This is a genomic window from Sphingobium sp. SG1, assembly GCF_057063145.1.
Genome location: NZ_JBVVOJ010000004.1, coordinates 409,970 through 422,807, shown reverse-complemented (window position 1 = coordinate 422,807; position 12,838 = coordinate 409,970). Strand labels below are relative to the sequence as shown.

The window sequence follows — 12,838 nt, the reverse complement described above, 5'->3', positions numbered from 1 at the left end:
CAGGACCAGCCCGTCGCGCTATAGCGGAGCCATGGATTTTCGTGACGCTTCCCCCGCCGACGCCCCGCTGATTGCCGCCATGCATGTGGAAAGCTGGCGCATCGCCTATGCCCATATCATGGACCCGGCCTATCTGGCGGGCGGGATCGAGGCCGAGCGGCTGGCCACATGGACGCAGCGGCTCGAACATTCGGCGCCGGGCCAGCGCATCATCATCGCCGAACGGGACGGGCAGCCGATGGGCTTCACCTGTATCATCGGCGGGGCCGATGATCGCTGGGGCACGCTGGTCGACAATCTCCACGCCCTGCCCGCCGCGCGCGGCACCGGCCTTGGCACCGCATTGCTGGCGCGCGGGGCGGAATGGGCGATCGAGGGCTGGCCGCGGACCGGCCTGTTCCTGTGGTGCTACAGCGACAATTTGGCCGCGCGCGGCTTCTATGCCTCGCGCGGCGGGGTCGAGGTCGAGGATTGGGACAAGCCCGGCCCGGACGGCCGGACCCTGCCGGAAAAGCGCATCTACTGGGCTGATCCGGCGATCCTGATCCGATAAATCGGGGCTTATTTGCGGATCAGCGTGCCCGCACCGCGATCGGTGAAGATTTCCAGCAGCATGGCGTGCGGCACCCGGCCATCCAGGATGACGGCGGCATCGACGCCGCTCTCGACCGCCTTGACGCAGGTTTCCAGCTTCGGGATCATGCCGCCGGTGATGGTGCCGTCGACCTGCAACGCATGGATCGCCGCCGGATCGAGATCGGTCAGCAATTCCTTGTCCTTGTTGAGCACGCCCGGCACGTCGGTCAGCAGGAAGAAGCGCGACGCCTGCAGCTCGGCGGCGATCGCCCCGGCCATGGTGTCGGCATTGACATTATAGGTATGGCCGTCGGCGCCGATGCCCACGGGTGCGACCACCGGAATGATGCCGTCCTGGGTCAGCGTGTCGAGGATGCGACGATCGACCGAGACCGGATCGCCGACAAAGCCCAGGTCGACATGGCGCTCGATGCCCGAATTGGGATCGGGCGCGCGGCTGTGGCCGACCTTCTCGCACAGGACGAGGCCGCCATCCTTGCCGGAGATGCCTACGGCCCGGCCGCCCGCGCCGCTGATCCAGCCGACGATTTCCTTGTTGATGGAGCCGGCCAGCACCATTTCGGCGATCTGGGCGGTTTCCTTGTCGGTGACGCGCAGGCCGTTCACGAACTGCGATTCGACGCCCAGCTTCTTGAGCATCGCACCAATCTGCGGCCCGCCGCCATGGACGACGACGACATTGATGCCGACCGCCTTCATCAGGACGACGTCCTCGGCGAAGTCGCGTGCCGCCTCCGGATCGCCCATGGCGTGGCCGCCATATTTCACGACGAAGGTCTTGCCCGCATAGCGCTGCATATAGGGCAGCGCCTCGACAAGGGTTTCGGCCTTCGCGAGGAGCGCGGGATCGGGGGCGTAGTTGCTGGTCATGCGCGCGCGCATAAGCCCATATGCGCGCTACGGCAAGTTATCGATCGAGGCGACGGCCCAATGCGACGGCCGCAGAGATGAGAGGCGGCACCAGGATGATCGACAGCAGCACCTTGGTAATCATCTGCCCGACCATCAGGTCCATGATCGGCCGCTCGCCATAGAAGGAGATCGTGATGAACAGCAGGGTATCGACGATCTGCGACACGACGCTGGCCACCATACCGCGCAGCCAGACCAGACGCCCCTCTCCCCCGGCCAGTCGCGAAAAGATGAAGACGTTGAGCGTCTGCGACGTGCCATAGGAAATGAGGCCCGCCAGCATCATCCGCGATCCCTGTCCCACGACGATCGGGAAGGCATCGACGGCAGGCGGATACATGCCCGGATCATGCGGCAGGGCGATGACAATATGGATCAGCGCGGCCGACACCAGCAGCGGCACGAAGCCCAGGCGCACCAGCGCGGTCGCGGTCTTCTGGCCGTGCAGTTCCGACACGGCGCTGGAAATGATGACCAGCAGCAGGAAGGCGAAGATGCCGGCCTCCACAGCGAGCGGCCCCAAGGCGACCTGTTTCACCCCCAGCACGCCGGCCATGCAGACCATGCCGCCATAGAGGATGGAAAAGACGAAGAGAGAGCGGGTCAGCGGCGCGGGCGATGAAGTCATCGCCAGCCCTTACCGGGATTCGGCCTGCGGGGGAAGATGGCGCGGCACGCTCTGCCCCGTCCCCTTTCAGGCCAGCATGGTGCGCAGCAGCGCGCGCAGCTGGGCGGGCTTTACCGGCTTGTTGAGCAGGGGGATGTTGGCGGCGGCGAGCTGGGTCTTGAGCGGTTCGCCGCGATCGGCCGAGATCATGACGGCGGGGATGCGGACGCCGAAATGATCGTGCAGGCGGGTGATGACCGTGTCGCCGGTTTCCCCGTCCTTTAGATGATAGTCGACCAGGATGATGTCGGGCCGGCGGCCATCGGCGAACAGCGCGGCCGCCTGGTCATAGCCGTCGGCGGTGACGACGCTGCATCCCCAGCCGGTGAGCAGGGTGCGCATGCCCGACTGGATCTGCTTTTCATTGTCGACCACCAGCACCGACAGATCGCGCATCGACCGGTCGCGGGTCGGCTGGCCGGTATCGCCATCCTCCTCGCGCTGGGGCTGCCCGATGGGCAGGGCGATGGCGAAGGTCGCCCCCTGCCCCGGCTGCGAACGCAGGCTGATGGGATGGCCGAGCATGTCGCTGGCCCGCTTGACGATGGCGAGGCCCAGCCCCTTGCCCTGGCTGCGGGTGTCGAGCCGGCGAAATTCCTCGAAGATCAGCGCCTGTTGCTCGGGCGCGATGCCGGGGCCACTGTCGGTCACGCTGATTTCCACCCGGTCATCATGCTGGATGCAGGCGACCGAGACCGTGCCGCGCGGCGTGTAGCGGATGGCGTTGGAGATGAAATTCTGAAGGATGCGGCGCAGCAGGCGCAGGTCGGTCTCGACCCAGAGCGGCTGCGCCTCGATCCGGAAGGCAAGGCCAGCCGATCGGGCCATGGGGGCGAATTCGACATTCAGCGTCTGGAGCAGCCGGTCGATGCGGAACGGGCCGATTTCCGGCTGGATAGCACCGGCATCCAGGCGCGAGATTTCCAGCAGCGCCTCCAGCAGATCCTCGACCGAGTCGAGCGCGGTCGAGGTCTGGTTGACCAGTGCGCGGGTCGGCAGTGCCAGCCGCCGGTCGCCCAGCGCCGCGACGAACAGCCGCGCGGCATTAAGCGGCTGGAGCAGGTCATGGCTGGCGGCGGCGAGGAAGCGGGTCTTGGAAAGGTTCGCCTTTTCGGCGACGATCTTGGCATCGATCAGCGCCGCCTCGATCGCGCGGCGCTCGGCCACTTCCCCTTCCAGCTTGCGGTTGAGGTCGACCAGTTCGCCGGTGCGTTCCGACACGCGCCGTTCCAGCGTCTCGGCCGTTTCCTGAAGGCTGGCCTGGGCGCGCAGCATGTCGGTGACGTCGGTGAAGCCGAACACCTGGCCGCCATCGGCCATGGCGTTGCTGCGCAATTCGAAATGCCGTTCCCCGGCGGTGCAGAGGCAGACCATCGCGTGCTGGTCCGCGCCGCCGCCGCGCCAGTCGAGACAGCCCTGATCGTCCATCGCCAGCGTTTCGCGGCACCAGCGCTGCAATTCGGCATGGCTGCCAAGCGCGCCGGCGAAATTTTCCGGCAAAGCGAGCAACCGGCGCAGCGCGTCGTTCCAGGCGGCCAGTTGCCCACTGCCGTCGAACACGCAGACGCCCTCCGACAGATTGTCGAGCGTGGATTGCAGCACGACATTGCGTTCGGCCAGTTCGCGGGCACGGGCGCGGGCATCTTCCGCCTTCGCCTCGGTAATGTCGGTATAGATGCCGACGATGCCGCCTTCGCTGGTGCGCAGTTCGTTGATCTGTATCCAGCGACCATCGGCCAGCCGCTGCACCTGGCCACCATCGGCAATGCCATGCTTGGCCAGGCGATCCGACACCCAGCGATCGGGCGCGACCTGTGCCCCGGCCGGCCCCTGGCTATGGGCGGCGATGCGGGCGATGTCGTGGAAGGTCAGATTCTGGTCCAGCCGCTCGGCGACCTGTGGCCAGAAGCCGAGATAGGCTTCATTATAGAGGATCAGCCGGTCTTCGGCATCGAACAGCACGAAGCCTTCGTTGATCGATTCGATCGCATCGCGCAGGCGCACCTGCGCCGCGTCCGCATCGGCATGGGCCTCGGCCAGATCGGCATTGGCCTTGGCGAGGCGGCCCAGCGCATCCTCCAGCTGGAGCGTCCGGTCGCGCACCTTGGCTTCGAGCGAGATGGCGGTTTCGAACATGGAAAAGGCGTTGGCCGACATGTCGGTCGAACGTTCCACCCGGTCCATCAGCGCGCCGTTGATCTTGCGCAGCTTGCGCACCTCCTCGCGCAGGGCATCCAGCTCCGCGTCGGTTTCAAGGGCGGTGCGCAGCTCGCTCATCGGCCGATCGCCAATCCGCTGAAGGTCTGGTTGACGTGCAACGCATGATATTGCTCGCCATAGGTGTTGAAGCCGATGACCCGGTTGCCGGCATAAAGGGCGGAAACATCGCGCGAAATCTGGCGCTGTTCGGCATCGATGCGGTTGAGCACGCAGTCGAAGGCGATGATCCGGTCCACCTCGCCCACGCGGGCGTGCAGGTCGGAGAAGAGCTGGCGCATGCCGGCGATCCGATCCACCGGCTCGCCGATGTTGAGGACGATCCCCTCGTCGATCGCGCAATAGAAGGTCAGGCTGCCGTCCGCATTGGCGCTCTGAATCGAGCGGACATGATATTCGCCGCCGGCCCGGACCATCGGCGGATGCGCCGCGAAAAATTCCATCCCCAATTCCTCGCCGGCATGGCCGGCCAGGCGCAGATATTCGGCCGCGGCCGGCTCTGCATTGATTTCGGTCACGATGCGTTCGTGCGGGATCGCCCCGGTAATCACCATCTTGGCCGCGCCGGGCTGATAATGCTGCGCCTTGAAGACGTGCATCGGCCGGGTCGAGGAGAGGATCGCCACCACGGCGGCGCGGGCATGAAAGCGGCCGCCATCGAAGATCGCGGTCTGGCGGAAGGCGAGATCGTCGCCGGACGATCCGCCGATCAGCGGAATGTCGCCCAGCGCATCCTGGATCGTCATGGTCAGCAATTCCTCCCGGTGCGAGAGGCCGTCGACCAGGAACAGCGCGACATGGTTGACCAGCCCGCCCAGCCGGCGGCTGTCCCGTTCCGCCTGCGCCGCCAGCGCCCGCACGATTTCGCGCGCGGCGACCGGATCGAAATTGTCGATGTCGTCGAAGCAATGGGAGGTCATGCAGAAATCGGCGGCGGGAAAGCCGATCACGGTCAGGCTGTCATGATCATAGCCCGCATCGGTCAGTTCGCCCGAGCTGGTGCAGCCGATCACGGTGGTGCATTCGCTATGCAGGTTGATCGCCCGCGCCAGGCTGTCCCGGTCATAATGCTGGGAGCAGAAGATCACGGCGCCGGCCAGCGGCTCCGTACCGAGTTGATCCACCAGATCCGCCATCGCCTCGAACGGATCGTCGGCATGGGAGGACGCAAATCCTATCCCTGCCCTTACCCCTGCGCCTGTCGCCATTGTCTCTCCCCATCGCCCATTTTCTTATGCTTTGGGGCATTATCATGTAGCGGGTTCCGCTGGCCTGTCACGCGAAACAAGCCGGCTTTTGGCGCCGTGAATCAGGTGGAAGACCAGCAATGCGACGAATGGCATGGCAAGCCCCAGCAGCAGCGTCGCGGACAGGCGCGGCCAGTGCTTTTCCACGGCCTTGAGCGGATAGGAGAGCAGGCCCAGCGCATAATAGCTGACGGCAACCGTCGACAGCCCTTCGACCAGTTGCTGAAGCTGGAGCTGCATCCGCGCGCTGCGGTCCATCGAGGCGAGCAGGCGGCCATTCTGGTTCTCGATATGGGTTTCGATCCGGGTGCGCAGCAGGGCGGTGAACTGCGCCGCGCGGCCGTTGAGCAGCGCCAGCCGGTCGGTCAGCGCCGCGCAGGTGCGCACGGCAGGCCAGAGCCGCCTTTCGGTGAAGTCGGCGAGCGAGCGATGACCGGCGATCGGCACGACATCCAGTTCAGCGAGGCGACTGGCGACGATCCGGCCATAGGCGGCGGTCGCGCTCATCCGATAGGCGCAGCCGCTGTCGATCGACAATATGTCGGCGGACAACTGGATCAGTCGGCCCAGCAGCACATCGTCGCGCACCTCGCCGGCGGCCAGCGCCCGGCCGACCTGCTCCAGCGCCTGTTCCAGCCAGTCGAGATCGGTCCAGGCCGTGCGCGCGGGCGGCAGGCCAAGCAGCGCCAGATTGCGATAATTGCCCAGTTCCTGCAGCCGCTGGACGCAGCGGGCAAGATCGCCGGGCAGCAGGCCGTTGGCGGCCACCACCATCCGGCCATAGCCATCATCATGGATACGGAAATCGGTCCAGATGCGCGCGCCGCCGCCGACATGGCAGGTGACGAGCTGGCCCGCCGGGAAACCGGCGCTGGCCACCAGTTCCGCGGCGGCGCCTTCATCCGCGACGATCGCCAGCCGCACGGCGCGGATCACCGCACCCGGCAGAAATTCGGCCCAGGCGATCGCGGCACGCGCGTCGACCGCGTCGGGAAAATCCCAGCCGACCGGATCGCTGCCGCCGCGCACCAGGGTGACCGTGCTGGCCTCGCTATGCTGTTCCCAGTGAAGATGGATGTCGGCGCCCAGCCGGGTCTCGCGATGGCGGCTGTCATGCCCTGGACGCAGATCGCCCGGCATGGCGGGCAAGGCCGCAAGCTCTGCCGTGCGCGCGTCCGCATCGAGCAGGCGGACAAGCTGGATCATCCGTGCCGGGACCGTCAGCGCGGGCTCGCGGCGCAACTGCATCTCGCCCACCACCTGCGGGCGTAGCGCATGTTCGGTGAAGCGGCGCTCAGCCACCACGCGCCGGCTCTCCAGCGGCTTCCAGCAGATCCGCCTCCGCATCGGTGAAGACGCGCGAGCGGACGATGAAGCGCTGCCCCTCCGGGCTTTCGAGCGACATGCCGGCGCCCCGCCCCGGCACCACGTCGATCGTCACCTGGGTATGGCGCCAATATTCGAACTGGGCCGCGCCGATCCACACCGGCACATCGCCCGCGACATGGCCCAGCAGCACATCCTGCGGGCCGACCCGGAACTCGCCGCGCGGGAAGCACATCGGCGCCGAACCGTCGCAGCAGCCGCCAGACTGGTGGAACATCAGCGGGCCATGCTGGTCGGTCAGGCGCGCGATCAGCGCGTCGGCCGCGGGCGTGGCGAGAATGCGGGCAGGACAATCGGCCATCGATCCGATCCTTCAGAACCAAAACCGCCAAAGGCAAAACTGGCAGAAGCAAAGCCGGCGGGCATCCGGGGGAGGATGCCCGCCAAAGGTGCGGAGCGCCAAGAAAGGAGAGAGAAGGGGCGCTCCGCTGTGGATCCGTCAGAAGAAGCCCAGCGCCTTGGGGCTGTAGCTGACCAGCAGATTCTTGGTCTGCTGATAATGGTCCAGCATCATCTTGTGATTTTCGCGGCCGATGCCCGACTGCTTGTAGCCGCCAAAGGCCGCATGGGCCGGATAGGCATGGTAGCAGTTGGTCCAGACGCGACCGGCCTGGATGCCCCGGCCCATGCGATAGGCACGGGCGCCGTCGCGGGTCCACACGCCCGCGCCCAGGCCGTAGAGCGTGTCATTGGCGATGGCGAGCGCCTCCGCTTCGTCCTTGAAGGTGGTGACGGCCAGCACCGGGCCGAAAATCTCCTCCTGGAAGAGGCGCATCCTGTTATGGCCCTTGAGCACGGTGGGCGTCACATAGAAGCCATCGGCCAGTTCGCCGTCATGGGTGGCGCGATCGCCGCCGGTCAGCACTTGTGCGCCCTCTTCCTTGCCGATCGCGATGTAGGAGAGGATCTTTTCGAGCTGGTCGTTCGACGCCTGGGCGCCGATCATCGTCGAGGGATCGAGCGGGCTGCCCTGCTTGATCGCCTTTACCCGCGCGATCGCCCGTTCGATGAACTTTTCGTAGATCGATTCCTGGATCAGCGCGCGGCTGGGACAGGTGCAGACCTCGCCCTGGTTGAGCGCGAACATGGCGAAGCCTTCGAGGCATTTGTCGAAATAATCATCGTCCGCATCCATCACATCCTCGAAGAAGATGTTGGGCGACTTGCCGCCCAGTTCCAGCGTGACGGGGATCAGGTTTTCCGACGCATATTGCATGATCAGGCGGCCGGTCGTGGTCTCGCCGGTGAAGGCGATCTTGCTGATCCGCTTGTTCGACGCCAGCGGCTTGCCCGCTTCCACGCCGAAGCCGTTGACGATGTTAAGGACGCCCGGCGGCAGCAGGTCGCCGATGATCTCGGCCAGGACCAGCACCGACATCGGCGTCTGCTCGGCGGGCTTGAGCACGATGCAGTTGCCGGCGGCGAGCGCGGGCGCCAGCTTCCACACCGCCATCAGGATCGGGAAGTTCCAAGGAATGATCTGCCCGACGACGCCCAGCGGCTCATGGAAATGATAAGCGATGGTGTCATGGTCGATCTCGCTGATCGATCCTTCCTGGGCGCGGGCGCAGCCGGCGAAATAGCGGAAATGATCGATGGCGAGGGGAATGTCGGCGTGGGTGGTCTCGCGGATCGGCTTGCCATTGTCGATCGTCTCGGCGAGCGCGATGAGGTCGAGATTGGCCTCCATGCGATCGGCCATCTTGAGCAGGATGTTGGACCGCGCGGTCGACGACATCTTGCCCCAGGCGTCCTTGGCGGCATGGGCGGCGTCGAGCGCGACCTCGATATCCTCCGCCGTGCCGCGCGCGACCTGGCACACGACCTGGCCGGTGACCGGCGAGATATTGTCGAAATACTGGCCCTTGGCCGGTGCCGTCCACTGCCCGCCGATATAATTGTCGTAGCGGTCGCGGATCAGGGTCTGGCCGGCGAATTTATCCAGCGCCTGTTGCAGCATCATCTTGTCTCCTGGGTCGATTTTGTGATCGTCTTTCAGCCTTCAGAAGATGGCAAAGCAGGCCGCTGGTGCAATTGGACCTTCGGTCGGATCGCCCCGTCTGCGGGACGAGGCGGGCATGAGGCGCGACCTGTGCCAGCACCTCGACAGCGACCCGACGGGCTGCTCTATCTGGCAGGCCCCTTCCCTGCCCGGAGAGATTTCCCCCATGTTCCAAGTTTCCCACCTGGTCATCGTCGGTGGCGGGTTCAGCGGCACGCTGCTGGCGATCAACCTGCTGCGCTACGGGACGATGCGGGTGACATTGGTCGAGCGGCGACCCGAACGGCTGGGCAAGGGCGTCGCGTTCGGCAGCGCCCTGCCCGACCATATCCTCAACGTCCGCGCCGGCAACATGAGCGCCTTTCCTGACCAGCCGGGCCATTTCGCGCATTGGCTGGCGGAGACGAGCGGCGGATCGGACGCCAGCTTCGCGACGCGGGCGACCTATGGCCGCTATCTTTCCGCTCTGCTGGACAAGACCCGCGCCGAGGCGGGCGACCGGCTGGACGTGATCGATGACGCGGCGGTCGACATCCGCATGACCGGCGATGGCTGTGTCGTCGAACTGCCGTCGGGCAAGATGCTGGCGGCCGACGCGGTGGCGCTGGCGCCGGGCAATCTGCCGCCGCATGACCTGCCGCCATTCCGGGACAAGGCGGCTCCGCTCTATGTGTCCGAACCCTGGGGCGCGGACATTGCCGAGGGGCTGACGCCGAGCGACAAGATATTGCTGCTGGGCACGGGCCTGACCGCGGTGGATTGCGCGCAGACGCTGGACAGCGCGGGCTTTCGCGGATCGATCCTGGCGCTGTCGCGACGCGGGCTGGTGCCGCACAGCCATGCGCCGGCCGCGCCCTTCCCTGCCCTGCGCGAGCGGCCGGCCGCCCATTGCGCCGGGCTGGTCCGTACCATCCGCCAGCGCGCCGATGCGGTCGGCTGGTACCGCGCGGTCGATGAACTGCGCCCCTTCACCCAGGATATATGGCGGGCGGCATCCCCGGTCGAACGGGCGCGCTTCCTGCGCCATGCCCGGCCCTATTGGGACGTGCATCGCCACCGCATCGCGCCGCAGGTGGCCGAACGGATCGCCGCGATGCAGGCGAGCGGGCGGCTGCGGATCGCGGCGGGCCGAATCATCGGCGCGCAGGACGTCGACCAGGGATTGATCGTGCAATGGCGACCGCGCGGCGGCGAACAGGTGCAGGAGATCCGGGTGGCACGGGTGGTCAATTGCACCGGGCCGCTGGCCGACCTGGGCCGGGCCGAAGATGTGCTGCTGCGCCGGCTGGCGGATCGCGGCGCGATCCGGCCGGATGCGCTGGCGATCGGCATCGACACCAACCGGCAGGGCCATGCCATCGCGCACGACGGCAGCGCGCAGAAGCGGCTGCTGGTCGTCGGGCCGATGACGCGCGGCGCCCACTGGGAAATCGTCGCCGTGCCCGATATCCGCCGCCACAGCTGGGACATGGCGCGCGCGTTGACCGGCGCGCAATGGGTGGAGGCGGAAGGGCTTTAGAGCAAATTCCGATCCGACTGCGTCAGATCGGTTGCTCTAAGTTTTTGGTTTAACGCGTTTTCCGAGTCATCAGGTGATTCCACCTGATTAGAAAACGCTCTAAACCGGCAGCTCAACCTGCGCGCGCAGCCCGCCATCGGGAGTGCGCGCCAGCAGCACCCGCCCCTGATGCGCCTGCGCCGCCGACTGGACGATCGACAGGCCGAGGCCGACCCCGCCGGTGCTGCGGTTGCGGGAGGGTTCGCCGCGATAGAAGGGCTCGAAGGCGCGGGCGATATCAGCCTGTTCCATGCCCGGCCCGTCATCCTCGATCGTGACGATCGCCCGCCCCTCGTCGCGCATCACCCGCACCCGCGCGCGGTCGCCATATTTGATCGCATTGTCGATCAGGTTGGTGAACAGCCGTTTGAGCAGGATCATGTCGCCCGCGATGATGACAGGCTCCGCGCCCGTCAGGGTCACGTCGCGGCCCATGTCGGCGAAATCGTCGACCAGCCCCTCGACCAGCAGGCCAAGGTCGAGCGGTTCCTTGAGGCGGGGGCGATTTTCATTGTCGACGAAATCCAGCGTCGTGCCGATCAGCGCCTCCATCTGGCGGATTTCCTCCTCGGCTGCGATCCGCACCGGCGCGGGTGCGGCGGTGAGGTGGAAATGGAGGCGCGACAGCGGCGTGCGCAGATCATGCGCGATCGCGCCGACGACCGAGGTTCGTTCGCGCACATAGCGGGCGATGCGCGCCTGCATCTCGTTGATCGATTGCGCCGCCAGCCGGATCTCGCTCGGCCCGTCGAGCGGGATCGGCTGTTCCTCCTGCCCTGCCCCCATCCGCTCGGCCGACGCGGCGAAGGCGCGGATCGGTCGGGTCAGCCGCGCGCTGAACCAGAGACTGAGCGGCACCACCAGCAGGATGCCGACCAGGAAGGCATATTGGCCGAGCAGCCGCCAGAGCGACCGCCCGCCCCGCGCTTCCCGCGTGATCATCCGCCACTGACCGTCGGGCTGGCGGATCGCGGCGGTGAAGGTACCCAGGATGAAGGGATCGGCGACGCCATCGGGGCCATAAAGCTGCATTTCCGCCACGAACTGGCCGATGCGCTCGCGATCGCCGGGGTCGAGGCGGATGCGCACATCGGCCGCCGGCAGGGCAAGGCGCCGGGCCAGCAGCGCGGCGATCAGCCGATCGGCCGGGTCGGTCGATGCCGGCGGCGCGGCCGCCCGCCGCGCCTCATGCACCACCGGCTCGTCGCGCAGCAGGGGCTGGCCATGGACGATGCGGGCAATCTCATAGACCGACAGCGGCACCCGTTCGGGCGGGATGAAATAGAGCAGCAAAGTGAGGCTGAAAGCGGTCAGCGTCAGGATCACGACTAGGGCCAGCGCCAGCAGATGGGCGTGGATCGAATTGGCCCAGCGCAGGAAGCCCGCCTTCATCCGCGCTGCACCGGCGCCTGGAAGATATAGCCTTCGGACCGGACGGTGTGGATCAGTTCGCCGCGTGCGCGGGTGCCAAGCTTGCGGCGCAAGCGGCTGACCTGGGTGTCGATCGCCCGGTCGAACACATCGGCATCCTCGCCCCGCGCCAGTTCGACCAGCGCGTCCCGGTTCAATATCTGTTGGGGATGCTCGATGAAGGCGAGCAGCAGGGCGAACTCCCCCTCCGACAGGCTGATGATGATGCCGGCCGGATCGCGCAGCACCCGGCGCACCGGATCAAGCTGCCACCCTTCGAAATGATAATGGGCCAGCACCGGCTGGCGGGTGTCGGCGACCGGACGACGGCGGCGCTGCAGCGCACGGATGCGGGCGAGCAGTTCGCGCGGCGACAGCGGCTTTGGCAGATAATCGTCGGCGCCCATTTCCAGGCCGGTGATCCGATCGCCCTCCGTCCCCAGCGCCGACACCATGATGATGCCGGCATCCTGCTGTCCCGCGAGCGAGCGGGCGATCGACAGCCCGTCCTCGCCCGGCATCATGACGTCGAGGACGATGATGTCGACCGGCTGATGGGCGAGGATGGCGCGCATCGCCGGGCCATCGGCGGCTTCGCTGACGACATAGCCTTCCTGCATCAGGAAAGCGCGGACCAGCGCGCGCAGCGACGGATCGTCATCGACGATCAGGATATGCGTGTCGCCCGGCGCGCTGTCGCCTGTCAGCTTCGCTGTCACCCTCATCCCTCCTCTTCCCATTCCGCTTCTTCTAGCCGCCGGCCCGCGCCGGATTTTGTCAGGCCCGACACAAAGGGCGGAATAAGCGCCTGCATTCTGCGCCGATTTTGTCGGCGCTGACAA

At 66.6% G+C, this 12,838-nt stretch carries 11 protein-coding genes; 2 read left to right on the top strand and 9 right to left on the bottom strand.

What is annotated here, in order from left to right; translation table 11 throughout:
- Positions 1-31 precede the first annotated feature (31 nt).
- On the top strand, positions 32-553 hold the full coding sequence (locus AC0KVN_RS12495) for a GNAT family N-acetyltransferase (RefSeq protein ID WP_435568011.1): 522 nt from the start codon (positions 32-34) through the stop codon (positions 551-553).
- An 8-nt stretch (positions 554-561) separates the two neighbouring features.
- Here AC0KVN_RS12495 and argB read toward each other — a convergent pair whose 3' ends face one another.
- The 7 genes from argB to adh all read right to left on the bottom strand — a co-directional run bounded on the left by argB (position 562) and on the right by adh (position 8,986).
- The gene (gene argB, locus AC0KVN_RS12490; protein ID WP_004208351.1) at positions 562-1,479 is read right to left on the bottom strand and encodes an acetylglutamate kinase; all 918 of its coding nucleotides are present in this window, start codon (positions 1,477-1,479) and stop codon (positions 562-564) included.
- Positions 1,480-1,504: 25 nt separating this feature from the next.
- Positions 1,505-2,137 carry a queuosine precursor transporter gene (locus AC0KVN_RS12485; protein ID WP_010338459.1) on the bottom strand — a complete coding sequence of 211 codons (633 nt, stop codon included), beginning with the start codon at positions 2,135-2,137 and terminating at the stop codon, positions 1,505-1,507.
- Between the two features lie 66 nt (positions 2,138-2,203).
- Positions 2,204-4,453, bottom strand: coding sequence for a hybrid sensor histidine kinase/response regulator (locus AC0KVN_RS12480; protein WP_483656128.1), 2,250 nt, complete (start codon positions 4,451-4,453; stop codon positions 2,204-2,206).
- Positions 4,450-5,601, bottom strand: a complete 1,152-nt coding sequence (locus tag AC0KVN_RS12475) for an FIST N-terminal domain-containing protein (protein ID WP_004208354.1) — start codon at positions 5,599-5,601, stop codon at positions 4,450-4,452. Before AC0KVN_RS12475 ends, AC0KVN_RS12480 begins: the two co-directional genes overlap by 4 nt.
- Positions 5,602-5,643: 42 nt before the next feature.
- Complete coding sequence (locus AC0KVN_RS12470) at positions 5,644-6,945, bottom strand: DUF3422 family protein (RefSeq protein ID WP_483656127.1); 1,302 nt, start codon at positions 6,943-6,945, stop codon at positions 5,644-5,646.
- Positions 6,935-7,327 carry a DUF779 domain-containing protein gene (locus AC0KVN_RS12465; protein ID WP_004208356.1) on the bottom strand — a complete coding sequence of 131 codons (393 nt, stop codon included), beginning with the start codon at positions 7,325-7,327 and terminating at the stop codon, positions 6,935-6,937. Before AC0KVN_RS12465 ends, AC0KVN_RS12470 begins: the two co-directional genes overlap by 11 nt.
- A 138-nt stretch (positions 7,328-7,465) precedes the next feature.
- Entirely contained in the window at positions 7,466-8,986 is a 1,521-nt protein-coding gene (gene adh, locus AC0KVN_RS12460) for an aldehyde dehydrogenase (RefSeq protein ID WP_483656137.1), read from the bottom strand.
- Positions 8,987-9,194: 208 nt separating this feature from the next.
- On the opposite strand from adh, the gene AC0KVN_RS12455 reads away from it, so the two are divergent.
- Positions 9,195-10,547 carry an FAD/NAD(P)-binding protein gene (locus AC0KVN_RS12455; RefSeq protein WP_483656126.1) on the top strand — a complete coding sequence of 451 codons (1,353 nt, stop codon included), beginning with the start codon at positions 9,195-9,197 and terminating at the stop codon, positions 10,545-10,547.
- A gap of 99 nt (positions 10,548-10,646) precedes the next feature.
- Here the strand turns inward: AC0KVN_RS12455 and AC0KVN_RS12450 are convergent, their stop codons facing one another.
- Both AC0KVN_RS12450 and AC0KVN_RS12445 read right to left on the bottom strand, forming a co-directional pair.
- Positions 10,647-11,978, bottom strand: a complete 1,332-nt coding sequence (locus AC0KVN_RS12450; protein ID WP_435568015.1) for a sensor histidine kinase — start codon at positions 11,976-11,978, stop codon at positions 10,647-10,649.
- Positions 11,975-12,721 (bottom strand): response regulator, encoded by a 747-nt coding sequence (locus AC0KVN_RS12445; RefSeq protein WP_037490491.1) that lies wholly within the window; start codon positions 12,719-12,721, stop codon positions 11,975-11,977. Before AC0KVN_RS12445 ends, AC0KVN_RS12450 begins: the two co-directional genes overlap by 4 nt.
- Positions 12,722-12,838: the final 117 nt, after the last annotated feature.

Coding starts and splice junctions, on each gene's coding strand:
- AC0KVN_RS12465 (WP_004208356.1), bottom strand. CDS start 7,327: ATGGCCGATTGTCCTGCCCGCATTCTCGCCACGCCCGCGGCCGACGCG.
- AC0KVN_RS12495 (WP_435568011.1), top strand. CDS start 32: ATGGATTTTCGTGACGCTTCCCCCGCCGACGCCCCGCTGATTGCCGCC.
- adh (WP_483656137.1), bottom strand. CDS start 8,986: ATGCTGCAACAGGCGCTGGATAAATTCGCCGGCCAGACCCTGATCCGC.
- AC0KVN_RS12445 (WP_037490491.1), bottom strand. CDS start 12,721: ATGAGGGTGACAGCGAAGCTGACAGGCGACAGCGCGCCGGGCGACACG.
- AC0KVN_RS12450 (WP_435568015.1), bottom strand. CDS start 11,978: ATGAAGGCGGGCTTCCTGCGCTGGGCCAATTCGATCCACGCCCATCTG.
- AC0KVN_RS12480 (WP_483656128.1), bottom strand. CDS start 4,453: ATGAGCGAGCTGCGCACCGCCCTTGAAACCGACGCGGAGCTGGATGCC.
- AC0KVN_RS12485 (WP_010338459.1), bottom strand. CDS start 2,137: ATGACTTCATCGCCCGCGCCGCTGACCCGCTCTCTCTTCGTCTTTTCC.
- argB (WP_004208351.1), bottom strand. CDS start 1,479: ATGCGCGCGCGCATGACCAGCAACTACGCCCCCGATCCCGCGCTCCTC.
- AC0KVN_RS12475 (WP_004208354.1), bottom strand. CDS start 5,601: ATGGCGACAGGCGCAGGGGTAAGGGCAGGGATAGGATTTGCGTCCTCC.
- AC0KVN_RS12455 (WP_483656126.1), top strand. CDS start 9,195: ATGTTCCAAGTTTCCCACCTGGTCATCGTCGGTGGCGGGTTCAGCGGC.